A 22,348-nucleotide genomic window follows, 5' to 3' on the forward strand; every position below is an offset into this window, starting at 1 on the left:
TGCGTCCCGTGCGCCGGTAGCCTGGTCCGGTGAGCCTGCGGCTGTTCGACAGCGGCACCCAGTCGGTGCGCGACTTCGTCCCTCTCGTCGAGGGCGAGGTCGGCATCTACCTGTGCGGTGCCACCGTGCAGTCGCCGCCGCACGTGGGGCACGTGCGCTCCGCCGTCGCGTTCGACGTGCTGGTCCGCTGGCTGCGCCGCAACGGCGTGCGCGTCACCATGATCCGCAACGTCACCGACATCGACGACAAGATCCTCGCGAAGGCCGCCGCGGCGGGCACCGAGTGGTGGGCGTGGGCGCTGAGCAACGAGCGCGCGTTCGCGTCCGCCTACGCCGCGCTCGGCGTGATCCCGCCCGACTACGAGCCGCGCGCCACGGGCCACGTGCCCGCGATGCTCGACCTCATGGACCGCCTCGTCGAGCGCGGGCACGCGTACGCGGCGGGGCCGGGGGACGTGTACTTCGACGTCCGGTCGTGGGCGCAGTACGGCAGCCTGACCAACCAGCGCGTCGACGACATGACGGACGTCCCCGAGGACGCGGGCTCCGGCAAGCGCGACCCCCACGACTTCGCGCTCTGGAAGGCCCCCAAGCCCGGCGAGCCGACCACCGCCTCGTGGGACACCGCGTACGGGCGCGGACGCCCCGGGTGGCACCTCGAGTGCTCCGCGATGGCGCACCGCTACCTCGGCGAGGCGTTCGACATCCACGGCGGCGGGCTCGACCTGCGCTTCCCGCACCACGAGAACGAGCAGGCGCAGTCGCGCGCCGCCGGGTACGGGTTCGCCCGGTACTGGCTGCACAACGGCTGGGTCACGCAGAGCGGCGCCAAGATGAGCAAGTCGCTCGGCAACGGCCTGCTCGTCACCACGGTGCTCGAGAAGGCCCCCGCGGCGGTCGTCCGCTACGCGCTGACGGCCGTGCAGTACCGCTCGATGCTCGAGTGGACCGACGACACCCTGGCCGAGGCCGAGGCGACGTGGGACCGGCTCGCCGGCTTCGTGCAGCGCGCCACCGAGCGGGTCGGCTGCGCGTCCGAGGCCGAGGTCGCCGAGGTCGCCCTGCCGGCGGCGTTCGCCTCCGCGCTCGACGACGACCTCAACGTCCCGGCCGCGCTCGCAGTCGTCCACGAGACCCTGCGGGCGGGCAACACCGCCCTCGCAGCAGGCGACGACGACGCCGCGCGGCGGGCGATGGTGACGTTGCGTGGCATGCTCGACGTGCTGGGGCTCGATCCCGGTTCACCGCAGTGGAGCACCGCCGGGGGCGACAGCCGTACCGCGGACGCCCTCGACGCGCTGGTCCGTGCCGAGCTCGACGCACGCGCCGCCGCGCGTGCCGCCCGTGACTGGGCCACCGCCGACGCGATCCGCGACCGGCTCACTGCTGCAGGCGTCGTCGTGGAGGACTCCTCGACGGGCGCGCGCTGGGCGCTCGCTGCGCCCGCGACCGACAACTCGGAGGAATGATGGCCGGCAACTCCCAGCGCCGTGGGGCGACCCGCACCCCTGGATCGAAGAAGGGCGCCCGCGTCGGGACCGGTGGTCACAGCCGGCGCGCGCTCGAGGGCAAGGGCCCGACGCCCAAGGCGGAGGACCGCCCGTACCACGTCGCCCACAAGCGCAAGCTCGCCGCCGAGCAGGCGGCCGCCGCCCCCGGGGGCTCGGGTCGCCCGTCGCCGCGGGCCGCCCGCGGTGCGCAGGGCAAGCGCGGGGGCAAGACGAGCTCGACGCACGAGATCGTGTCGGGCCGCAACTCGGTCCTCGAGGCGCTGCGCGCCGGCATCCCCGTCGCGACCGTGTACCTCGCGGCGCGCCTGGAGGCGGACGACCGCACCCGCGAGATCATCTCCATCGCCGCCGACTCCGGCTACCCCCTGCTCGAGGTGGGCCGCGCCGAGATCGACCGGCTCACCGACGGCGCCGTGCACCAGGGCGTCGCGATCCAGGTCCCGCCGTACGAGTACCTCGACCCGGACGACCTGCTGGACACCGCCGAGTCGTCGGCGACGGCCCCGCTCGTCGTCGCGCTCGACGGCATCACCGACCCGCGCAACCTCGGGGCCGTGCTGCGCTCCGCGGGTGCGTTCGGTGCGCACGGCGTCCTCGTGCCGGAGCGGCGCGCGGCCGGCGTGACCGCCGCGGCGTGGAAGGTCTCGGCCGGCGCCGCCGCGCGCGTGCCGGTGGCGCGCGCCACCAACCTCACGCGTGCGCTGCAGGACTACCGCCGGGCCGGCGTGTTCGTCGTCGGGCTCGACGCGGGCGGCGACGTGCCGCTCAGCGGTCTGCCGTTCGCCGCCGACCCGCTGGTCCTCGTCGTCGGCTCGGAGGGCAAGGGCCTGTCGCGCCTCGTGCGTGAGCAGTGCGACGCGATCGTGTCGATCCCCATCGCGTCCGCCGTCGAGTCGCTCAACGCCGGCGTCGCGGCCGGGATCGCCCTGTACGAGGTCGCCCGGCAGCGCGCCTGAGCCGCGCCGTCGGCGTCAGCCGATGATCTGGTCCGGGTCGAACGCGTCGTCGTCCGACCCGGACGGACCGGGCTCGCCGTCGCGGAGGTCCTCCGCGCGGGTCCCCAGCACCGCCTGCTCGTCGGGCCGCGTCGGCAGGATCGTCGCGACGTAGCTCCGCGCGACCTCCGGCATGGGGACGTCCCGGTGCTGCTGCTGCGAGAGGTACCAGCGGTGGTCGAGCAGCTCGTGGTAGATCTGCGCGGGCTCGAGCTTGCCGCGCAGCTCGCGCGGGACGCTGCGGACCGCGGGCTCGAAGATGTCGGTCACCCAGTCGTGCGCGACGAACGCCTCGTCGTCGGCCTGCCGGTCGGTCGCGGCGCGGAACTCGTCGAGGTCGTTGAGCAGGCGGCGGGCCTGGTTCTCCTGCACGTCGAGCCCCGTGAGGCGCATGAGCCGGCGGGAGTGGTGGCCGGCGTCGACGACCTTCGGCTGGATCCGCACGGACGTGCCGTCGAGGTCCGTGGTGATCGCGAGCTCGCCGACGTCGAACCCGAGGTCGTTGAGGCGGTCGATCCGGGCCTGCACGCGCCAACGCTCCCCGAAGCCGAACGACTCGGTCTCGGTCAGCGCCCGCCACAGCTCCTCGTACCGCACCACGAGCGCCTCGCCGATGCCGACGACGTCCTCGTCCTCGTCGAGGAACTCGCCGGCCTGCAGGTCCATGAGCTCGCCGATGATGTTGACGCGGGCGACCTCGAGGTCGTACCCGCGCTGCCCGGGGGTCAGCACGTCGTGCAGGTCACCCGTCTCGGCGTCGACCAGGTAGGCGGCGAACGTCTCGGCGTCGCGGCGGAACAGCGTGTTGGACAGCGACACGTCGCCCCAGTAGAAGCCCGCGAGGTGCAGGCGCACGAGCAGGACGGCCAGCGCGTCGATGAGACGCGTGGCCGTGTCGGGCCGCAGCGACTGGCTGAACAGCGCACGGTAGGGCAGCGAGAACTGCAGGTGCTGCGTGATGAGCACCGCCTCGAGCGGCTCCCCGTCGGGGGCACGGCGTCCCGTGATGACGCCGACGGGCTCGACGCTCGGGACGTCGAGCTTGCGCAGCTGGCGCAGCAGCTCGTACTCCCGGTAGGCGACGCTCTCGCCGATCTCCTTGATGGCGACGACCCGCCCCGACATCCGGGCGAACCGCACGATGTGCCGGGAGATGCCGCGCGGCAGGGCCGCGAGGGTCTCGGTCGGCCAGTCCTCGAGCGGGATGTGCCAGGGCAGGTCCAGCAGCGCGGGGTCCGGGTTCGCCGCCGTGATCTGCAGACTCTGTGCCGTGACGCTCATGCTCCGATCCTCTCAGGTCCGGCCGGCACCGTCCGCGCGCCACCCGTCGACGAGACGCACGAGGCGGGCCCGGCGATGCCGGACCCGCCTCGTGCGTGTGGTGCTGGTGTCAGGAGATGCGCTCGCCCGAGCCCGCGTGGAACAGGTGCTGCTCCGTCGGGCGGATGCGGACGTAGATCGTCGCGCCCTTCGGCGGGACCTGGCGGGGGTCGACGCGCACGATGATCTGCGCGTCGCCGGCGCCGGAGTGCACCGCCGCGGCCTGGCCGAAGTCGTTGGTCAGCGCGCCGTACACGTACGCGTCGGAGCCGAGCTCCTCGACGATGTTGACGATGACCGGGAACGAGTCCGGCGTGCCCTGCGGCACGACGTCCAGCGACTCGGGACGGAAGCCGACGGTGATGTGGCCCTTGTCGTCGTCGGTGAGGCCCGTGATGGCCTCGCGCGGGAGCACCAGGCGCGACGAGCCGACCGACGCGGAGCCCTCGAGGACCGGGAACGTGCCGATGTTCATGGCCGGCGAGCCGATGAAGCCGGCGACGAAGACGTTGGCCGGGGTGTCGTACATGTCACGCGGCGTGCCGACCTGCTGCAGGATGCCGTCCTTGAGGACCGCGATGCGGTCGCCCATGGTCAGGGCCTCGGTCTGGTCGTGCGTGACGTAGACCGTCGTGACGCCGAGGCGGCGCTGCAGCGACGCGATCTGCGTACGCGTCTGGACGCGGAGCTTGGCGTCGAGGTTCGACAGCGGCTCGTCCATGAGGAACACCTGCGGCTGACGCACGATGGCGCGGCCCATGGCGACGCGCTGACGCTGACCGCCGGAGAGGGCCTTCGGCTTGCGGTCCAGGTACTGCTGCAGGTCGAGGATCTTGGCAGCCTCCTCGACGCGCTGGCGGATCTCCGCCTTCGGGGTGCCGGCGATCTTGAGCGCGAAGCCCATGTTGTCGGCGACCGTCATGTGCGGGTACAGCGCGTAGTTCTGGAACACCATCGCGATGTCCCGGTCCTTGGGCTGCACGTCGGTGACGTCGCGGTCACCGATGAGGATGCGCCCGGCGTTGACGTCCTCGAGACCCGCGAGCATGCGCAGGGAGGTCGACTTGCCGCAGCCGGAGGGGCCGACGAGGACGAGGAACTCGCCGTCCTCGACGTGGAGGTTGAGGGCGTCCACCGCGGGACGCTCGGTGCCCGGGTAGATCCGGGTCGCGTGGTCGAAGCTGACCGTAGCCATGGTTGTACTTTCCCTTCACCGGCAGGTACGTGCCGGACGATCCGTCGTGAAGAGTGTCAACGCAGGTCCGCGGGGGCCGCGGGACTGCTGAGCCCATGTGTCTCCGCTGACACGGATCGAGGGGGGTCCGTCGGACCTCCCCCGGCCGCCGTCAGTATGGCACAGGTCACGCCACGGCCGGGGGCGTGCGACGTTCAGCCGAGAGCGTCGTGCAGCAGCGCCAGGGCGGCCACGCCGGCCTCCGGGTCGGCCACGCGGTAGCGCGCGACGGTCTGCCCCGGGCCGACCTTCAGCGTCACGTCCTGCTCGTCGAGCGCGGCGAACGCGTGCTCGTCCGTGACGTCGTCGCCGGCGTACAGCACCACCGGCGCGCCCAGCTCGTGGCGCAGCGCCTGCAGGGCCGTGCCCTTGTCCGCCGCCAGGACCGTGAGCTCGACGACGTCCTTGCCGTGGAGCGTCCCGACGCCGAGCTCGGTGCCCAGCGCGAGCGCCTCCGCCTCGGCGGGTGCCGCGTCGTCCGGCTCCGCGAGGCGCGTGTGCACCACGACCGCCGTCGGCTTGGTCTCGACCCACACGCCGTCGCGACCGCGCGCCACGGCGGCGGCACGCGCCCCCAGCGACGCCAGCAGGTCCGCCTGCGCGTGCGTCAGCTCGACGACGTCGCGGTCCAGGCCGAACTGCGTGACCCGGGCGCGCTCGGCGCCGTGGCTCCCGACGAGGTAGGTGCCGGCCGGCACCTGCGCGAGCGCGTGCAGGTCGGCCATGGCGCGGCCCGACACGAGCGCGAGCTCGACACCGTCCCGCGCCGCGAGCGCCGCGAGCACCTCGACGCCGGCGGGCAGGATGCGCGACGCCGCCGGGTCGTCCTGCAGCGGCGCGAGCGTGCCGTCGAAGTCGAGCGCGACGAGCAGGGGCCGCGCGGCGGGGTCGCCGCCGAGCGCGACGAGCCGGTCGCGCAGGTCGGCGGGCACGTGGGTGCCGGGCGCGTGCGCGTCAGCCACGGTCGCCCCTCACGGGGACGGCCGTCAGGGCCGAGAGGAACTGGTCCGACCACGCGGCCACGTCGTGCGTCAGCACGCGGCGCCGCAGCCGCCGCATGCGCTTGCGCGCCTCCTTGGGGTCGAGGTGCGCGGCGTACGTGATCGCGTCCTTCATGCCGTCGATGTCGTGCGGGTTGACCAGCACCGACCCGACCAGCTCGTCGGCGGCGCCCGTGAACTCGCTGAGCACGAGGCAGCCGCGCTCGTCCGAGCGGGCGGCCACGTACTCCTTGGCGACGAGGTTCATGCCGTCGCGCAGCGCCGTGACGAGCATGACGTCGGCGGCCAGGTACAGCGCCGCCATCTCCTCCATGGGGAACGACTGGTGCAGGTACTGCACGGGTGCGTGCCCGACCTGCCCGTGGTCCCCGTTGATGCGGCCGACGAGCAGCTCGACGTCGTCGCGCAGCTGCTGGTAGGCGCCGACGTTCTCGCGGCTCGGGCTGGCGACCTGCACGAGCGTGGTCTCGGTCGCCGAGAGCCGGCCGTCCTCCAGCAGCTCTCCGTACGCCTTGATGCGGTGCCGGATGCCCTTGGTGTAGTCGAGCCGGTCGACGCCCAGCAGCAGGTACTGCGGGTCGCCCAGCTCACGGCGGATCTCCCGCGCGCGCTCCTGGACGGCGTCGGTGCGGGCCAGGTGGTCGAACGCGTGCGAGTCGATCGAGATCGGGAACGCCTGCGCGCGCACGTGCCGCTGCGTCGGGGTGTCCTCGTCGACCGTGATCATCTGGCCGCGCGTCGTCAGGTCGGTCAGCCGCCGCACGATCCGCACGAAGTTCGCGGCGTCCCCGCCGCGCTGGAACCCGATGAGGTCCGCACCGAGCAGGCCCTCGACGACCTGCTTGCGCCACGGCAGCTGCGCGAAGATCTCCAGCGGCGGGAACGGGATGTGGTGGAAGTACCCGATGCGCAGGTCCGGCCGCAGCGCCCGCAGGAACGCCGGCACGAGCTGCAGCTGGTAGTCGTGGATCCAGACCGTCGCGCCGTGCGCCGCGTTGGCGGCGGCCGCCTGCGCGAACCGCTCGTTGACGCGGCGGTACGCGTCCCACCACTGCCGGTGGAACTGCGGGGGAGCGATGACGTCGTGGTAGAGCGGCCACAGGGTGTCGTTCGAGAAGCCCTCGTAGTACCGCTCGACGTCCGTCTCGGTGAGCATGACCGGCACGAGCTCGGTGCCGTCGACCTCGAACGGCTCGAGCTCGAGGCCCGGGGCACCGCCCCACCCGACCCAGGCGCCCTTGGTGTTGGACATGACCGGAGCCAGCGCTGTCACGAGGCCACCGGGCGACCGTGTCCAGGTCGGTTCGCCCTCCTCGTCCAGCGTGACGTCGACCGGGAGGCGGTTCGCGACGACGACCAGGTCCTGGCCGTCGCGCGGCGCGTCGATGGGCACCAGATCAGCTCCTTGCGGGTCTCGACCTCCGACCCTAGTCGTCCCAGGGGTGACACGCTCGGGCGCTGACGCCTCCCTGCCGCCCCGTGACCGGCTAGGTTTCCCGTCATGGAGCGGAGCGGTCTGACGCCGGGGTCCCAGATCGGGGGCTACACCATCGTGGCCCCGCTCGGCTCGGGCGGCATGGGGACGGTGTACCGCGCCGTGGACGGCGGCGGTGACGCGGTCGCGCTCAAGCTGCTGCACCCGCACGTCGCGTCGGACGCGGTCGTGCGGACGCGGCTCATGCGCGAGGTCGCCGCTCTGCAGCGCCTGCGTCACCGTGCGGTCGCGGCCGTCCTGGACGCCGAGGCCGACTCCACCGAGGCGTTCCTCGTCACCGAGCTCGTCGCGGGGGACACGCTCACCGAGCACGTGCGCGAGCACGGCCCGCTCGACGCCGACGAGCTCGTCTCGCTCGCCGAGGGCCTGCGCTCGGCGCTCGCCGCCGTGCACGCGGCGGGCGTGGTGCACCGCGACCTCAAGCCGTCCAACGTCCTGCTGACGGCCGACGGGCCCGTTCTCATCGACTTCGGCCTCGCGCAGGGCGTCGACGACGACGCCAACCTCACCACCGCGGGCTTCGTGCTCGGCACGCCGGGCTACCTCGCTCCCGAGCTGCTCGACGGCGGCGAGCCGGGCCGGGCGACCGACCTGTGGGGCTGGGCGGCGCTCCTGGCGTTCGCCGCGACGGGGCGCGACCCGTTCGGCACGCGTCCCGTCGAGGCCGTGCTGGCGCGGGCCCGCGCCGGTGAGGTGGACCTCGAGGGCGTCGGACCGCTCACGCGTGCCGCGATCGCGGGAGCACTGCGCCCGGAGCCCGCGGACCGCAGCGACCCCGAGGACGTCGTCGCGGCCCTGCGGACGGTGGCGGAGCAGGGCGAGCTGCCGCCGGGCGCCGTGCCGACGCTCGCCCTGGGGACGGGTGCCACGTCCGGCGCAGCCGTGGCCGCGGCGGGGGCGGCCGGAGCGGCGGGCGCCGCGGCGCTCGGAGCGGGTCTCACGGCGCCGGCGGGTGACGGGGACGACGGGGACGACGGGGACGACGGGGACCCGGACGACGACGAGGACGACGAGGCGGTGCCGGACGCCGACGAGGACCTGCTCGACGAGGCCGAAGGCGAGGCGCTCGACGAGGACGAGGACCTGCTCGACGACGACGAGGACCTGCTCGACGACGACGAGGACCTGCTCGACGACGACGAGGACCCGGTCGACGATGACGACCCGCTCGACGGCGACCACGGCGACGGTCCCGACGAGGACGACCTCGCGACCGAGCTGGTCGCCCAGCGCGAGCCGTCGCCGCAGGACGGGCTGCGGACCGTGGCCGTCGGGACGTCGGCAGGCGCCGCCGCCGCCGTCGTCGCGCCGCCCTCCCCTCCCGTGCGCGACGGCCTCACGGTCGCGGTCCCGGTCCGGGGTGCCGCCGCGCCGACCGTCGAACCCGCGTCGCACCAGTGGGCCGACGACACCCTTGACGACGGTGACGACACCCACGACCCCCGCCACGACGGCGGCGACTGGCTCGAGGAGGACCCCGAGCAGACGGAGGGTGACGAGGGCGAGGGACCCTGGTACGAGCGCCCGCCGGCGCGCCGGCGCTGGGGCTCGCTGCTCGCCCTCGGGCTGGTCGTCGTGCTCGCCGGGATGCTCTACCCGGTCCTGACCCTGGCGACCGTCCTCGTGCTCGTCGTGGTGGTGCGGACCGTCGGTGGCACCGTCGAGGCGATGCACGGGCGGCGCGAGCGTCGGGGGGTACGCCGCGGGGACGGGCTCGTCGCGGTCCTCTCGACACCCTGGTACCTGCTGCGCGCCGTCCTCGGCGTGCTGCCGTCGCTGCTCGTCGGCGGGGCGGTCGTGCTCATCGTCGGCGGGCTGGGCTGGTGGTTGCTGGGCTCGGGACGCTGGGAGATCGGCGGGTCGCCGCCGGGGCAGGAGCCCCAGGGGCAGACGGCGATGCTCGTCGTGGCCGTGCTCGTGGCGATCGCCGTCGCGTTCCTGTGGTGGGGGCCGCTGTCGCGCATGACGCGCACGGGCGCACGCCGCACGCTCGCGGGCGTCGCACCGGGCCCGGTGGGGGCGCTGGTCGTGGTCGTCGTCGCGCTCGTCCTCGGGGTGGTGCTCGCCAACCAGGTGCTCGACGTGCAGCCGATCAGCTGGTCGCCGCTGCCGACGCCGACCCTGCCGCGTCCCTGACCCCACCCCGGGCGCCCGGCGTGGGGGCGGGTGACCCCGCGGTCGTCGGGCCCTACCCTGGTGCCGTGCGTGCGACCTGGACGACGTGGGCGGTGGCCCCGGTGGCTCGGCGCGCCCGCTCGCGGTCCGGGCCCCACCTGGTGCGCACCCACCTGCTCGGTGCCCTCGGCACGGCGCTCGCCGTCCTGTCCGTCGTCCTGGGGGTGCAGGGGCGCGTGCTGCTGCACCAGTGCGTCGTGGCCGACGGCCCGCTGGCGGGCCTCGGCGTGCGGATGGCGCTGCTGCGCTCGGCGTCCGAGTGCCCCGACGGGGCCCTCGGGCTCGGCGCGGCGTCCACCGGCGCCGTCCTGCTGCTGAGCGTCGCGCTGCCCGTCGTCGCGACCCACGTGCTGCTGACGGCGTGCGGCCTGGGCCTCGGGGTCGTGACACGGCGAGGCGTGGTGGCCGTCGCCGCGCTCCTCGCGTCCCACCTGGTCCCGCCCCTCGTCGTGGCGGGCACCCCGGTGCCCACCGCCCGCCCGCTGCTGCTCGCGGGTGGTCCCGTCGTGCGTGTGCGGCGCGACCGCGGGCACGACCCCGCGCGGCCGCGCCGCGGACCCCCGGCGCGCTGACGCGCACCCCGACGCCCAGCACGTCGCCCCCGCACGTCCCCAGCACGCCACCGCCGGTCGGACCGGCACCCGAGACCAGGAGCACCCATGCCCACCAACGACCCCCGACCCACCAAGACGCAGCGGCGCGACGACGCGCGCGCGAAGGCGCTCCAGATGCGCCAGGAGCAGGAGCGCAAGGCGAAGCGCACCCGGCTGATCGCGATCGGCGGCCTCCTCGCGGCGGTCCTCGTCCTGGGCGCCGTCGTCTTCGCGATCGTCCGCCAGGGACAGGCCAACGCGGAGGCCTACGGCGACGTGGTCTTCGCCGGCGGCACCGAGAACACGCTCGTCCCGGCGTTCGACGACATCGACACCCCGGACGCCGCTGACGAGACCGGCGGCATCCCGATCAGCGCCGCGGGCGTCGGCGAGGCCGGTGGCGACGACGACGTCGTCGTCGAGGTCTACTTCGACTTCATGTGCCCGTGGTGCGGGAAGTTCGACGCCGCGAACTCGGGCGAGCTCGACGCGCTGGGCGAGCAGGAGGGCGTGACGGTCGTCTACAAGAACATCGCGTTCCTCGACGGCAACTCCCAGGGCACGTTCTACTCGACGCGCGCCGCGAACGCGGCGGCCGCCGTCGCGGCACAGGACCCGGAGCACTACACGGCGTTCGTCACCGCGCTGTACGCCAACCAGCCGGAGGAGGGCACCTCGGGCCTCAAGGACGCGCGGATCGCCGAGATCGCGACCGAGGTCGGCGTCCCGCAGACGGTCGTCGACACCTTCACCGAGACGGTCGACGGCACGTACGAGGTCGCGACGTCCGAGGACGAGAAGGAGTCCCGCGACGGCACGTGGCGCCGCTACGCGCCGTTCGTCGCCGCGACGACCCAGCAGGCCGCGGCCGACCTGGGCGGGCTGAGCACGCCGACCGTCCTCATCGACGGCGAGAAGTGGGAGGGCGACCTCTACACCACCGGCCCCCTCACGCAGGCGGTCCTCGACGCGGTCGCCGCCAAGGGCTGAGCCGCACGCGCCACGGGCGTCCGTCCCCCACGAGGGGCGGGCGCCCGTGGCGCCCCGGCCGGTACCCTGGCCGCCTCGCCTCCTTAGCTCAGCTGGCCAGAGCAGCTGTCTTGTAAACAGCAGGTCGTCGGTTCGAATCCGACAGGGGGCTCCACCTAGAGGCCGAGCGCCTCGCGCAGGTAGGCGATGTCGTCGGCCTGCGTCTCGGCTGGCGTCTCGACGACGACGTCGCAGCCGGCCTCGCGCACGACGTGGGCGATGAGCTCGCGCGGGATCGTGCCGTCGGCGAAGCCGGCGTGCCGGTCGCGGCTGGACCCGTGCGGGTCGCGCGACGAGTTGGCGTGCACCAGGTCGACGCGTCCGGTGATGGCGGTCAGACGTTTCACGATCGTCTCGAGGTCCTCGCCCGCGGCCCACGCGTGGCACGTGTCGAGGCAGACGCCCACGTCGTACCCGCCGATCGCGTCCCACAGCTGCGCCCAGCGGTCGAGCGTGCGGGCGCACGCGTTCTCGCCGCCCGCGGTGTTCTCGACGAGCACGCGGACGGGGAACGTCGCGCGCTCGAACGTCTTGCGCCAGTTCTCGATGCCGACCGCGACGTCGTCGCCGTCGCCGACGTGGCCGCCGTGCACGACCAGCCCGCGCGCGCCCAGGTCGGCTGCGGCGGCGGCGTGCTGGGCGATCATGTTGCGGCTCGGGATGCGGATGCGGTTGTTGGTCGACGCCACGTTCACCAGGTACGGCGCGTGCGCGTAGATCCCCAGCTCCGCGGCGATCAGGTCGTCGGCGTCCGGGCGGCGCACGGGCTTCTTCCAGCCCTGCGGGTCGGCCAGGAACACCTGCACGGCCTGCGCCCCCACCCGCTGCGCCTCGACCAGGGGCTCGGCACCGCGCACGTGCGCACCGATCAGCACCACGACGTCCTCCTCGTCCTCCCTGTGCGTGCGCGCGGGCCGCGCGCGGCGTTCACAGGGACGGCCCAGTCTCCTCCAGCAGTCGCAGCGCGGCGCTCACGCGGGGGTTGCGCGCCGGCTCGGCGTCGATGCCGAGCGTCGCGTAGACCGCGTACACGTGGTTCTGGACGGACTTCTCGGTGATCTCCAGCCGGTCGGCGATGCCGGAGTTGGACAACCCCTGCGCGAGCAGCTGCAGCACCTCGTACTGCCGGTGGGTGAGGCGGGACACAGCCGATCCGGCGCGCGGCGAGACCCGCTGGAGCAGCGCCGGGTCCAGCACGGTCTCACCGGCGGCGGCGGCGCGGACCGCGTGCACCAGGGCCTTCTCGCTCGTCCCGCTGTTCTTCGACAGGTAGCACCAGCCGTGCGCGACGTCGCGGGGCAGGTCGAGCAGCAGGTTCATCGCGTCGTGCGCCGACAGGAGCAGGACGCCCAGGTCCGGCTGCGCGCGCCGCAGCGTCACGCCCAGCGCGATGCCGTTGCCGTCGGGCAGGTCGATGTCGAGGACGACGACGTCGGCGACCCCCGGCGTGAGGACGGCGCGAGCCTCGGCGACGGTGCCGAGGGCGGCCACGAGCTCGAGGTCCGGCAGCTCGGCGAGGGTCCGTTCGAGCATGGAGCGGAACAGCGGCTGGTCCTCGACGAGGGCGACGCGCAGGCGGCGGGACGTGGTGGGAGTCATCACGGCCAGTATGGTCACGCCGAGGGCGCTCCACCCGGGACCTGTACCGGGACCTGCACCGGCGTTGCCCGGCGGGACGCGCGGGACAGGGACGGGGACGGGGACACAGTGGTCGACCGTGACGTGACGTCTGCGGCCGTGCGCCGCCACGACCTCGTGGCGGACCGGCTCATCCTGCTGCGCGGCACGGGGCTCGTCGCCGTCGGGTACGCGGTCGGTGCGTCCGTGCAGAGCGCGTGGATCTACTCGACGCTCGTGCCGGAGTGGGCGCAGGTCGACCTCTGGCGGCGTCTGACGGCGAACGGGGTGGGCGTGCTCGCCCTCGTCGTGGGGCTGGGGGTGCTGGGTGCCCACCGCGCGCAGGGTGCCCTCGCGCTCACGACCCGGATGCTGGCAGCTGCGCTGCTCATGGGCGTGCTGCGCGTCGCGGTGCAGGTGGCCCTGGGCGTGCACCCGCCGGACGACACCCAGTCCCTGCTGGCCGAGGCCGTGGTCGGAGCCTTCATCGCGTTCGTGTCGGCCGGCATCGGGGTCTGGGCCCTGTTCTCCCGTCGACGCATGCGGGTCGCCACCCGGGCGGCCGAGCGGCAGGCCGTCAGCGTCGAGCTGGCGCTGCGGGAGCTCGAGATGGAGGAGGTCCGCGTGCGACGGCAGGTCGCCGAAGGGCTGCACGGGACGGTCCAGCAGCGGCTGCTGCTCGTCGACGCACGCCTGGCGAAGGTCCAGGAGCGGGTCGCCGACGCGGCCCCGGACGTCGCCCAGGACATCGTCTGGGCGCGCGCCGAGCTCGCGGAGTCCCGTGAGCGGGACGTGCGCCAGATGAGCCGGCTGCTCTACCCGGAACGGCTGGAGATGGGCCTCGTGCCCGCCGTCCGGGCGCTGCTGGGGCGGCTGCCGACGTCGATCGCGACCCGTCTGCAGGTGGGCGACGAGCTGCGGAGTCTGGACGACCCGTCGCAGGTGGGTCTGACGGTCGCCGAGCGGCTCCTGGCGGTGCGCGTGGTCGAGGAGGCGGTCTCCAACGCGCTGAAGAACGGCCCGCCGGCGCTCGTGGAGGTCCGGCTCGACCTCGTGGGCGACGAGCTGCAGATCGTGGTCTCGAACGACGGGAACCCGTACGTGCCGCCGGCTGCGCCGGACCCCGAGTCCGGGACGGCGCGCCTCGACCGGCGGCTGCGGCTCGTGGGAGGTGGGCTGCGGGTCGTGGGCCGCCTCCCGACGGGCGCTCGGCTCGTGGCGACCATGCGGCTGGGGGTCGCGCCCGACGAGCCGACGCGCTGACACCTCGTCCGTGCCGGGGCGTGCTGTGCGCAACTGGGCCGGGTGAAGGACTCGGGCATTCACCCCAACCGCGCGGGAAGCGCGGGCGCTCGCCGGGCGGGGCCGGAGCGGACGTGTGCATCCTCCGAGGAGCGTCCTGGACGAGTGTTCAGACGGTCGTCCGACTCTCGCGGTCCCACGTCGGGCGACTCCGCTGCGCCACAGAGGGCAGCTGCAGGGACCGCAGCAGGCCGACGCCGTGACGGCGTCGGCGAGGGCTGATCCGGCCCGCCCCGTACCCACCAGCACCGGTCCACCACCGTGCCGCTGCCCGCAAGGAGCCACCATGAGCGAGTTCACCCCCACCCCCGCGCCCGAGCAGACCGAGAAGCGCCGCCGTGGCGGGGCGTTCCTGCGCGTCGGCCTGGCCGGCGTCGCGGTGCTGGGCATCGGAGCGGCCGCCACGAGCGCCGCGTGGACCGACCAGGCGTGGTTCGCCGGCAGCGCGAGCGCCGTGACGGTCGAGCTGCAGGGCAGCCTCGACGGCGAGACGTGGATCGACGCCGACACCTCCGACGCCGGCGTGGCCGTGGAGATCCCCTCGGAGACGTTCGACGGCATGAACGAGGGGGACTCGACCGAGCTCACCCTGCACCTGCGGAACGACGGCAGCGTGCCGCTGACGCTCGGCGACGGCACGGTGGCCGTGACCGGCACCATGTTCAGCGGTCCCGCGGCCGCCTCCGCGACCGTGAGCGCTCCGACCGGGCTCAAGCTCGAGCCCGAGGGTGAGACGACGGTGACCCTGGAGGTCACGACCCCGGACGAGTGGCCCGTCGAGTACCAGGGCAGCACGGGCGATCTCACCGTCGTCTTCACCGCCCAGTCCTGACCGACGCCGGGACGGGCGAGGAGCACACCGTGATCCAGCGCACCACAGGCGCGTCGCAGCAGGGCGAGGAGCCCCGCCGCCGCGCGGGGGTGTTCCTGCGCTTCGGTCTGGCCGGCATCGCGGTGCTCGGCATCGGCGCGGCCGCCACGAGCGCCGCGTGGACCGACCAGGCGTGGTTCGCCGGCAACGCCACCAGCGTGACGGTGGATCTGCAGGGCAGCACCGACGGCAGGACGTGGGCCGATGCGGACACCTCGGCCGCGGGCGTGGTCGTCCAGGTCCCCGCGGCCGCCTTCGACGACCTCAACCAGGGTGCGGACGTCACCGTCACGCTGCACCTCAGGAACGCCGGCACGGTGCCGCTGACGCTCGGCGCCGCCGACGTCGTGACGGACCGGCACAGGTCGACCAGCATCTTCGCCGGCACCACGCCGGCCACCGCCACGGTCGCCGGTCCCGTCCCGACGCTCGCGGCCGGGGCGACCACCACGGCGACGCTGCGCGTCGTCACGCCGCGCGACTGGCCCGCCACGTACCAGGGCAGGACCGGCACCCTCGCCGTGACGTTCACCGGCCAGTCCTGACCGACCAGTCCTGACCGGCCAACCCGACCAGGTGTGAGCACGCGCGTCCGCGCGGCCACGCCGACGACCCGGAGGTGATGGAACGTGCGAGCACTGCAGATCGCAGCCGACGTCCTCGTCTGGGCGCTCGCCGTCCTCGGCGTCGTCAGCGCGGGTCTGTGGGTCGCCGGTGCCGTCGGCCTCGTCAAGCCGCTGGTCGTGATCTCCGGGTCGATGGAGCCGGAGATCATGACCGGCGACCTGCTGCTCGCCACACCGGTGCCCGTCGACGAGGTCGAGGTCGGTGACGTCCTGTCGCTGCCGAACCCGGTCACCGGGGCGCTGGTCACGCACCGCGTCGTCGACGTGGCGCAGCAGGCCGACGGGGCGTGGCACGTGTGGATGCAGGGCGACGCGAACGACGCCGCCGACGGCGGGGCGTACGTCGTCACGGACGACACCGTCCTGCGCCCGCGCTGGCAGGTCGGGGGGGCCGGTACCGCGCTCGTGCGGCTCACCACGCCCGGCACGGCCGTCCCGCTCGTCGTGGCGCTGGTGGCGCTGCTCGGGCTGAGCCAGCTGCCGCGCTCGTCGTCCGGCCCCGCCCGGGGGCGGCACGCCGCCGCGTCGACCACGGCGGCCCGGAGCACCTCGGTCGCGAGCGTCCCGGAGCCGCACGCCGTCGCCGACCCGACCGATCCCACGAGCGCCCAGGAGGACGCATGCGACCCGCTCGTCGACTCGTCGCGGCCACGCTCGGTGCGCTGACGGTCGTGGGCGCGAGCCTGCCGACGGCGGCCGTCGCGGCCGTCGACGTCATCCCTGTGACGTTCGGGCTCCTCGACCTGGTGCCGGGCGAGCACCGCTCCCGCGACCTGACCCTGGACGTGCGGGAGGACGCGACGGTCACCGCCGTCGACCTGCGCAGCGACGGTGCTCCGACGTTCGCGTGGGACGCGCGGCTGTGCGACGCGCACAGCGCCTGCCGACCCGTCGACGGCGCGCTCGTCGGCCTGGAGATGGCACCCGGCACGTGGACCCTCACCGTGACAGCCGCGGCCTCCGACGACCTCGCGCCCGGCGACCGGTCCGACATCGTCGGGCGTCTCGTGCTGCAGGGCGGTGACGTGTCGACGGCCGTCGGGACCGGACGGCCGGGGCCGCAGGACGCGGCGCGGGAGGCATCCGACACGCTCCCGGCCGGCCGGACGGGACCGCTGGCCCTCACGGGGGCCGCCGCACCGGCGTGGCTCGCACTGGCGCTCGCCGCCACGGCGACCGGTGCCTGGCTCGTCGTGCTGGCCCGGCGACGACGCGACGACGCGACGCCGGAAGGAGCAGTGCCGTGACCCGCCCCGCTGCGCGCACGCGGCTGGTCGTCGCGGCCGTCGTCATCGCCGTGCTGCTCGCCCTCGGCGCGGTGACCTCCCGGACCACGGCAGCATGGACGGACACCGCCGTCTTCACCGCACCGGCGAGCTCGGGCACCTGGGGCCCGCAGGAGTCCTGCGAGATCCTGTCGGCCACCTCTGCGGTGCTCGGTACGTGCCAGATCGTGTCGGTGACGAAGACGAACGAGTGGTCGCAAGCGGCTCCGGGAACGGTGCCGCGCGACGGCGGCGTCCAGATGGCGATCGCGCTCCAGGGGTCGCGGCTCTCGTCGGGCAGGGTCCGTCTGACGGTCGACCTCTCCCGGCTGCAGGGCTCCGCCCACAGATGGAGCTGGTCGTCGGGAGACGTCACCTCGTGGGACGCGGTCGTCGAGCGCTGGGAGCCACCGATGCTCACGCTCCGCACCTACGACGTGGGCAGGACGCCGGTGGCCGCGCAGTTCAGCGTCCGGCAGGGCTGACCCTCACTCCACCGACGTCGGCACCGGACGCTTCGCGGTCAGCAGGTCGCCCGACGAGCGCCGCTGCAGCCGCCGCGTCGCCCACGGGTACGCGTGGTCCCGCAGCCACCGGGCGTCGGCGCGGGCCCGCTCGAGGCGCGGCACGGGCGGCAGCGGCGCGAGCGGGTCGTCCCAGTCGGCGCGGTCGGGCGCCTGGCCCAGCGCCACCAGCGCACCCTGCGCGACGCGCGTGTGCCCCTCGGTCGTCAGGTGGATGCGGTCCTCGGACCACATGCGCCAGTCGAGCAGGCTGCGCATGCCCCACGGGTCCAGCACGTACGCGCCGTGGCGGCGCGCGATCGACCAGATGTGCGCGTTGTAGATGCCGACACGCGCCCGCGTCGTGCGCACCAGCGGGTTCCCCCGCACGTCGAACCCGGTACCGAGCAGCACGTCGACGCCGCGCGACCGCACGCCCGCGACGACGCGCTCGAGGTCCGCGGCGACGCGGTCGACGTCGACCGACGGGCGCAGGATGTCGTTGCCGCCGCCGATCACGCTCACCAGGTCCGGCTCGAGCGCGAGCGCGGCGGGCACCTGCTCGTGGAGGATCGGGCGCATCAGGCGGCCGCGGACCGCGAGGTTCGCGTACTCCAGCGGGTCCAGGCCCGCCGCCGTGCGGCGTCGCGACAGGTGCGAGGCCAGCTGGTCGGCCCAGCCGCGCAGCGGCGCGTCCCGACCGTCCGGAGCGTCCCACAGCCCCTCCGAGAAGGAGTCGCCGCAGGCCACGTAGCGGGTCCAGCGCGGGGGGTCGACGGGCAGGGCCTCGGTGCCGGCGGTGGTGGGGCGTGCCCCGTCGTGCGACGTCATCACCACATCATGCGACGGATCGCCGCGCCACGGACCCGATCGGGTGACGATCCGCGGCAGGGCCCGTCACGGCAGGCGCCAGTCGACCGGGTCGCCGCCCTGCTCGCGCAGCAGCGCATCGACCCGGGAGAAGGGCCGCGAGCCGAAGAACCCGCGCGAGGCCGACAGCGGGCTCGGGTGCGGGCTCGCGACGACGGGCACGTCGCCGAGCGCGGGGCGCAGCGACTGCGCGTCCCGCCCCCACAGGACCGCGACCAGGGGTCCGCCGCGCTCGACGAGTGCCGCGATGGCCCGGTCGGTGACCTGCTCCCAGCCCTTGCCGCGGTGCGACGCGGGTGCGCCCGGGCGCACGGTGAGCACGCGGTTGAGCAGCATGACTCCCTGCTCCGCCCACGGCGTCAGGTCGCCGCACGTGGGGCGCGGCACGCCGACGTCCGCGACGAGCTCGCGGAAGATGTTGTCCAGCGACCGCGGCACCGGGCGCACGTCCGGCTGGACGGAGAACGACAGCCCCATGGCGTGCCCGGGCGTGGGGTAGGGGTCCTGGCCGACCACGAGCACGCGGACGTCGGCGAGCGGCCGGTGGAACGCGCGCAGGATCGCGTCCGATGCGGGCAGGTACTGCCGACCGGCGGCGACCTCGTCGCGCAGGTACTGCCCGGCGGCGCGCAGCGCAGGCTCGACGGGGGCGAGCGCGCGGGCCCAGTCCGGCGCGACCAGGTCCTGCAGGGCGGCGTTCACGTCGCGGAGGCTACCCGCGCGACGGACGGGCCGCACCGGCCGGGCGGGCGCCGGACAGGTGGTCCGGCCGTGTGCGCGTCATCCGCACGCGCGAATGACACCCGTGTGGTTCGCCGCGTACGATGCCGGGCGGAGCACCCGCGCGCGAGGAGGAGAGCCATGGACGGCACAGCCGGCACGGCGACCCAGGTGGGCGTCGAGGACCTGCGCGCGGACGAGCGCGGCGCCGACGGTCTCAGCGAGCGCGACCGGCAGGTCCTGGCGTTCGAGCGGCAGTGGTGGAAGTACGCGGGGGCCAAGGAGCAGGCCGTCCGCGAGCTGTTCGACATGTCCGCCACTCGGTACTACCAGCTCCTCAACGCCCTCATCGACGACCCGGCGGCGCTCGCGCACGACCCGATGCTCGTCAAGCGGCTGCGGCGCATGCGCTCGTCCCGTCAGCGCGCCCGCACGGCACGCCGCCTCGGCGCCGACGCCTGAGCGTCGCGTGCCCGGTTCGCACCGCTCGCTCCCGGATCGCCGCAGGTCGGACGGCGGGGCAGGCCCTGGGCGTCGCGTCGAGCAGCTAGCCTTGCGGCCGTGAGCAAGGCCGACTACCCCTACCCCGAGGACGAGTTCGACGCGATCTCGCCCGACGCGCCGACCGGTGTCCACCGTGCACCCCGGTCCGCGTGGAGCCGGTGGTGGCCGTTCGTCGTCGTCCTCGTCGTCGTGCCCGTGCTGGCCTACGGCGCCGTGGCCTACCTGTCCCGCACCGGCGACCTGCCGGTCGTGGGCAGCCCGACGCAGGGCCAGGACGCGCCGGTCGCGCCCGACGACGGAGCGGTCGACGAGGGCGCCGGTGAGGAGGACCCCGCGTTGGCCGAGGGCGAGCCGACCCCCGAGGCCGAGCCGACGGCACCGGCCGCGGAACCCGTGCTCACCACCCCGGTGGCCGTCCTCAACGGCGCGCGCGTGGGCGGTCTCGCCGGGCGCGTGGCGGACGAGCTGGAGGCCGCGGGCTTCACCGCCGTCTCACCCGACAACGCGACGGGCACCCCCCCGGCGACGTCCGTCGTCTACATGGCGGGCGAGGACCTGCGCGCGACGGCCGAGCTGGTGGCCACGACGGTCGGTGTCACCACCGTCGAGGTGAATCCCGCGCAGGCCGGCCCCGGCATCACGGTGCTCCTCGTCACCGACCCGGACGCCTGAGGCCGAGCCCCACCCGGGGGGCCGCGGAGGGCCTGCGGAGGGTCCGGCCGACCCTGGTCGCGGGAGCGCGTCGCCACTAGGCTCCACGCACCGGGGCGACGGTGGAGCGGCCCGGTCCACCGCACCTCGAGGAGCACCGGATGGCCCAGGGCACGGTCAAGTGGTTCAACGCGGAGAAGGGCTTCGGCTTCATCACCCCCGTGGGTGGCAGCCAGGACCTCTTCGTGCACTTCAGCGCGATCCAGGCGGACGGCTACCGCACCCTCGAGGAGGGTCAGGCCGTCGAGTTCGAGGTCGGGCAGGGCACCAAGGGGCCCCAGGCCGAGCAGGTCCGACCCGTCTGACGTCCACCGGCGCGCCCGTCGCGTCCGCGACGCGACGGGCGCGTGGCGCAGGCGCGTGACGCGGCTCAGGTGTCGCGGGTGCCCAGCGCGTCGATCGCGAGGAGCACGCACGCCGCGCTCCAGCCCAGCGGTGCCACCGCGGCGGGCGTGCCGTCCGCCAGGAGCTTCTCCGGGATCGCCCCCGACGACGTGCGGTGCCGGTCGACCACGCCCAGCCAGTGCTCCGCACGGTCCACCTGCCCCTGCTCCGCGGCCACCCACGCGTACAGCGTCGTCTGCGGCGTCCACGACACGCCGTCACGCCGCCAGCCGCCCCCGGGGGCCAGGCCGTCCGCGGGCCGCAGCATCGACGGCACGGACGCCCGCCACGCGGCGTGCGCGCCGGGGGCCGGCTCGGTCCAGAACGGGGGCAGCACGAAGGCGCTCGCGGCGTCGGGCACCGTGCGGGTGGCGTACCGGCCGTACCCCTGGGGGGCGAACGCGTCGACGACGGACCGGCGCGCCGCCACCGCGCCCGCTGCCGCCGCGGCCGCCGGACCGGGCCGCCCGGCGGTGTCCAGCACGACCACCGCCTGCTCCAGCCCCGCGACGAGCGGCGCGGCGGTCCCCAGCGTGACCTCGCGCTCGGGCACCTCCCAGTAGTCCGGCGACGCCGGCGGCAGGCCCCCGGCGACCAGGGACAGGGCGCGGACCGCCGACCGCTCCACGAGCGGGGCGAGCCGCCGCGCGACGGCAGCGCGGTCCGCGTCGTCGACCTCGGCCAGGACGAGGCCCGCCGCCCACATCGCCCAGCCCGTGCCGTCGGTCTGCACGCCGCGGGCGTCCGGCGGGCCGGACCCGTCCGTGAGGTAGCGCGCCTGGAACGACCCGTCGGGGGACTGGACGCGCGCGAGGAAGTCGAGCACCGCGAGGGCGTCGTCGACGTGACCGGTGCGGGCCAGCGCGACGGCCACGAACGCGGAGTCCCGGGGCCACACGTAGCGCCACATCGACGACCAGCCCGCGACGACGACCCCGTCCGCGACGGTCAGCGAGTGCAGGTCGAGCAGTGCGGCGCGCGCGAGCGCCTCGTGGGGCCCGCCCGCGCCCGGGACCTGCCCGGCGGCGAGCCACTCCTGCTGCTCGGCGGCAGCGGCAGCAGCGGCGCGGGGCCCCACGACGACGGTCGTGGTGGGCGTCGCGCCGACCGCGGACGCCAGCACGGCAGCCGCCGGGTCCGCGACGCGCGTGCCCGGCAGGTAGACCGCGAGGGCGTCGGAGGGGACACCGGCACGGGCGCCGTCCGGCAGCACGGACACGGCCTGCTGGTACAGGGGGATGTGCGCGTGGGTCCCGGTGTCCACGCTGCCCACGCCTCTGCCCACGCCCCCGACCGCCCCGGCGCCGACCGCGAGGGCCGCCCCGGGCTTCCCGGCCGCCTCGCCGCGGGGTGCCGTGGTCCCCGCGACGGCGAGCAGCAGGGCGGCTCCCAGCACGAGGACCGCGCGGGCGCGGGTGCGCCGAGCGCGGCTCACGACGACGGCGTCGGACACACCGAGCACCTTAGGGCTTCGCGCAGGGCGGACGTCCAGGACGCGTCCGCTGCTTGCACTCGAGGGGGTCGAGTGCTAACCATTGACTTAGCACTCTCCGGTGGAGAGTGACAGAACACCCGGCCGTCAGGTGAGGGTCGTCGCGAGCGGGACGTGAGCGCGCGCGGCG

23 protein-coding genes and 1 tRNA gene are annotated in these 22,348 nt (G+C 74.8%); 15 read left to right on the top strand and 9 right to left on the bottom strand.

The window, feature by feature from the left end:
* Positions 1 to 29 precede the first annotated feature (29 nt).
* Both cysS and rlmB read left to right on the top strand, forming a co-directional pair.
* On the top strand, positions 30 to 1,469 hold the full coding sequence (gene cysS, locus KKR89_RS03335) for a cysteine--tRNA ligase (protein WP_208197855.1): 1,440 nt from the start codon (positions 30 to 32) through the stop codon (positions 1,467 to 1,469).
* Entirely contained in the window at positions 1,469 to 2,467 is a 999-nt protein-coding gene (gene rlmB, locus KKR89_RS03340; RefSeq protein ID WP_208197856.1) for a 23S rRNA (guanosine(2251)-2'-O)-methyltransferase RlmB, read from the top strand. The genes cysS and rlmB overlap by 1 nt, the downstream gene beginning before the upstream one ends.
* 15 nt (positions 2,468 to 2,482) lie before the next feature.
* On the opposite strand, the gene KKR89_RS03345 is transcribed toward rlmB, so the two are convergent.
* The 4 genes from KKR89_RS03345 to KKR89_RS03360 all read right to left on the bottom strand — a co-directional run bounded on the left by KKR89_RS03345 (position 2,483) and on the right by KKR89_RS03360 (position 7,454).
* The gene (locus tag KKR89_RS03345; RefSeq protein WP_208197857.1) at positions 2,483 to 3,787 is read right to left on the bottom strand and encodes a DUF4032 domain-containing protein; all 1,305 of its coding nucleotides are present in this window, start codon (positions 3,785 to 3,787) and stop codon (positions 2,483 to 2,485) included.
* 109 nt (positions 3,788 to 3,896) lie between these two features.
* Entirely contained in the window at positions 3,897 to 5,021 is a 1,125-nt protein-coding gene (locus KKR89_RS03350; protein WP_208197858.1) for an ABC transporter ATP-binding protein, read from the bottom strand.
* Between the two features lie 194 nt (positions 5,022 to 5,215).
* On the bottom strand, positions 5,216 to 6,022 hold the full coding sequence (gene otsB, locus KKR89_RS03355; protein ID WP_251140997.1) for a trehalose-phosphatase: 807 nt from the start codon (positions 6,020 to 6,022) through the stop codon (positions 5,216 to 5,218).
* Positions 6,015 to 7,454 carry an alpha,alpha-trehalose-phosphate synthase (UDP-forming) gene (locus tag KKR89_RS03360; protein WP_208197859.1) on the bottom strand — a complete coding sequence of 480 codons (1,440 nt, stop codon included), beginning with the start codon at positions 7,452 to 7,454 and terminating at the stop codon, positions 6,015 to 6,017. The genes otsB and KKR89_RS03360 overlap by 8 nt, the downstream gene beginning before the upstream one ends.
* A gap of 108 nt (positions 7,455 to 7,562) precedes the next feature.
* Here KKR89_RS03360 and KKR89_RS18150 point away from each other — a divergent pair, with 108 nt between their 5' ends.
* The 4 genes from KKR89_RS18150 (at position 7,563) to KKR89_RS03380 (ending at position 11,468) form a co-directional block, all read left to right on the top strand.
* A complete protein-coding gene (locus KKR89_RS18150; protein WP_243883432.1) occupies positions 7,563 to 9,692 on the top strand; it encodes a serine/threonine-protein kinase in 2,130 nt (709 codons plus the stop codon).
* A gap of 65 nt (positions 9,693 to 9,757) precedes the next feature.
* Complete coding sequence (locus tag KKR89_RS03370) at positions 9,758 to 10,303, top strand: hypothetical protein (protein ID WP_208197860.1); 546 nt, start codon at positions 9,758 to 9,760, stop codon at positions 10,301 to 10,303.
* An 87-nt stretch (positions 10,304 to 10,390) separates the two neighbouring features.
* The gene (locus tag KKR89_RS03375; protein WP_208197861.1) at positions 10,391 to 11,314 is read left to right on the top strand and encodes a DsbA family protein; all 924 of its coding nucleotides are present in this window, start codon (positions 10,391 to 10,393) and stop codon (positions 11,312 to 11,314) included.
* 77 nt (positions 11,315 to 11,391) lie between these two features.
* A tRNA-Thr gene (locus KKR89_RS03380) sits at positions 11,392 to 11,468 on the top strand.
* A 1-nt stretch (position 11,469) separates the two neighbouring features.
* Here the strand turns inward: KKR89_RS03380 and KKR89_RS03385 are convergent.
* Complete coding sequence (locus KKR89_RS03385) at positions 11,470 to 12,231, bottom strand: deoxyribonuclease IV (protein ID WP_208197862.1); 762 nt, start codon at positions 12,229 to 12,231, stop codon at positions 11,470 to 11,472.
* A gap of 49 nt (positions 12,232 to 12,280) precedes the next feature.
* Positions 12,281 to 12,952: a response regulator gene (locus tag KKR89_RS03390; RefSeq protein ID WP_208197863.1), complete on the bottom strand. Its 672-nt coding sequence runs from the start codon at positions 12,950 to 12,952 to the stop codon at positions 12,281 to 12,283.
* A gap of 123 nt (positions 12,953 to 13,075) precedes the next feature.
* Here KKR89_RS03390 and KKR89_RS03395 point away from each other — a divergent pair, with 123 nt between their 5' ends.
* The 6 genes from KKR89_RS03395 to KKR89_RS03420 all read left to right on the top strand — a co-directional run bounded on the left by KKR89_RS03395 (position 13,076) and on the right by KKR89_RS03420 (position 17,519).
* Positions 13,076 to 14,233, top strand: coding sequence for a sensor histidine kinase (locus KKR89_RS03395; protein WP_251140998.1), 1,158 nt, complete (start codon positions 13,076 to 13,078; stop codon positions 14,231 to 14,233).
* 325 nt (positions 14,234 to 14,558) lie between these two features.
* Entirely contained in the window at positions 14,559 to 15,104 is a 546-nt protein-coding gene (locus KKR89_RS03400) for a hypothetical protein (RefSeq protein ID WP_208197864.1), read from the top strand.
* A gap of 29 nt (positions 15,105 to 15,133) precedes the next feature.
* Positions 15,134 to 15,688, top strand: coding sequence for a hypothetical protein (locus tag KKR89_RS03405; RefSeq protein WP_208197865.1), 555 nt, complete (start codon positions 15,134 to 15,136; stop codon positions 15,686 to 15,688).
* A gap of 84 nt (positions 15,689 to 15,772) precedes the next feature.
* Positions 15,773 to 16,435: a signal peptidase I gene (locus KKR89_RS03410; protein ID WP_208197866.1), complete on the top strand. Its 663-nt coding sequence runs from the start codon at positions 15,773 to 15,775 to the stop codon at positions 16,433 to 16,435.
* Complete coding sequence (locus tag KKR89_RS03415; RefSeq protein WP_208197867.1) at positions 16,390 to 17,016, top strand: hypothetical protein; 627 nt, start codon at positions 16,390 to 16,392, stop codon at positions 17,014 to 17,016. Before KKR89_RS03410 ends, KKR89_RS03415 begins: the two co-directional genes overlap by 46 nt.
* Positions 17,013 to 17,519: a SipW-dependent-type signal peptide-containing protein gene (locus KKR89_RS03420; RefSeq protein WP_208197868.1), complete on the top strand. Its 507-nt coding sequence runs from the start codon at positions 17,013 to 17,015 to the stop codon at positions 17,517 to 17,519. Before KKR89_RS03415 ends, KKR89_RS03420 begins: the two co-directional genes overlap by 4 nt.
* A 3-nt stretch (positions 17,520 to 17,522) precedes the next feature.
* Here the strand turns inward: KKR89_RS03420 and KKR89_RS03425 are convergent, their stop codons facing one another.
* The gene (locus KKR89_RS03425; protein WP_208197869.1) at positions 17,523 to 18,368 is read right to left on the bottom strand and encodes an SGNH/GDSL hydrolase family protein; all 846 of its coding nucleotides are present in this window, start codon (positions 18,366 to 18,368) and stop codon (positions 17,523 to 17,525) included.
* Between the two features lie 66 nt (positions 18,369 to 18,434).
* On the bottom strand, positions 18,435 to 19,109 hold the full coding sequence (locus KKR89_RS03430) for a uracil-DNA glycosylase (protein ID WP_208197870.1): 675 nt from the start codon (positions 19,107 to 19,109) through the stop codon (positions 18,435 to 18,437).
* A 159-nt stretch (positions 19,110 to 19,268) separates the two neighbouring features.
* Between KKR89_RS03430 and KKR89_RS03435 the strand changes: the two genes are divergently transcribed.
* The 3 genes from KKR89_RS03435 (at position 19,269) to KKR89_RS03445 (ending at position 20,647) form a co-directional block, all read left to right on the top strand.
* Entirely contained in the window at positions 19,269 to 19,589 is a 321-nt protein-coding gene (locus KKR89_RS03435) for a DUF3263 domain-containing protein (RefSeq protein ID WP_208197871.1), read from the top strand.
* Between the two features lie 99 nt (positions 19,590 to 19,688).
* A complete protein-coding gene (locus KKR89_RS03440; protein WP_208197872.1) occupies positions 19,689 to 20,303 on the top strand; it encodes a LytR C-terminal domain-containing protein in 615 nt (204 codons plus the stop codon).
* A 140-nt stretch (positions 20,304 to 20,443) separates the two neighbouring features.
* A complete protein-coding gene (locus KKR89_RS03445) occupies positions 20,444 to 20,647 on the top strand; it encodes a cold-shock protein (protein ID WP_208197873.1) in 204 nt (67 codons plus the stop codon).
* A gap of 65 nt (positions 20,648 to 20,712) precedes the next feature.
* Here KKR89_RS03445 and KKR89_RS03450 read toward each other — a convergent pair whose 3' ends face one another.
* Entirely contained in the window at positions 20,713 to 22,179 is a 1,467-nt protein-coding gene (locus KKR89_RS03450) for a glycoside hydrolase family 15 (RefSeq protein ID WP_251140999.1), read from the bottom strand.
* Positions 22,180 to 22,348: the final 169 nt, after the last annotated feature.

Origin of the sequence: Cellulomonas dongxiuzhuiae, assembly GCF_018623035.1 — a bacterium.
Classification (GTDB): domain Bacteria; phylum Actinomycetota; class Actinomycetes; order Actinomycetales; family Cellulomonadaceae; genus Cellulomonas; species Cellulomonas dongxiuzhuiae.

Coding starts and splice junctions, on each gene's coding strand:
- KKR89_RS03415 (WP_208197867.1), top strand. CDS start 16,390: ATGCGACCCGCTCGTCGACTCGTCGCGGCCACGCTCGGTGCGCTGACG.
- KKR89_RS03435 (WP_208197871.1), top strand. CDS start 19,269: ATGGACGGCACAGCCGGCACGGCGACCCAGGTGGGCGTCGAGGACCTG.
- KKR89_RS03350 (WP_208197858.1), bottom strand. CDS start 5,021: ATGGCTACGGTCAGCTTCGACCACGCGACCCGGATCTACCCGGGCACC.
- KKR89_RS03425 (WP_208197869.1), bottom strand. CDS start 18,368: ATGACGTCGCACGACGGGGCACGCCCCACCACCGCCGGCACCGAGGCC.
- KKR89_RS03375 (WP_208197861.1), top strand. CDS start 10,391: ATGCCCACCAACGACCCCCGACCCACCAAGACGCAGCGGCGCGACGAC.
- KKR89_RS03345 (WP_208197857.1), bottom strand. CDS start 3,787: ATGAGCGTCACGGCACAGAGTCTGCAGATCACGGCGGCGAACCCGGAC.
- KKR89_RS03445 (WP_208197873.1), top strand. CDS start 20,444: ATGGCCCAGGGCACGGTCAAGTGGTTCAACGCGGAGAAGGGCTTCGGC.
- rlmB (WP_208197856.1), top strand. CDS start 1,469: ATGGCCGGCAACTCCCAGCGCCGTGGGGCGACCCGCACCCCTGGATCG.
- KKR89_RS03400 (WP_208197864.1), top strand. CDS start 14,559: ATGAGCGAGTTCACCCCCACCCCCGCGCCCGAGCAGACCGAGAAGCGC.
- KKR89_RS18150 (WP_243883432.1), top strand. CDS start 7,563: ATGGAGCGGAGCGGTCTGACGCCGGGGTCCCAGATCGGGGGCTACACC.
- KKR89_RS03390 (WP_208197863.1), bottom strand. CDS start 12,952: ATGACTCCCACCACGTCCCGCCGCCTGCGCGTCGCCCTCGTCGAGGAC.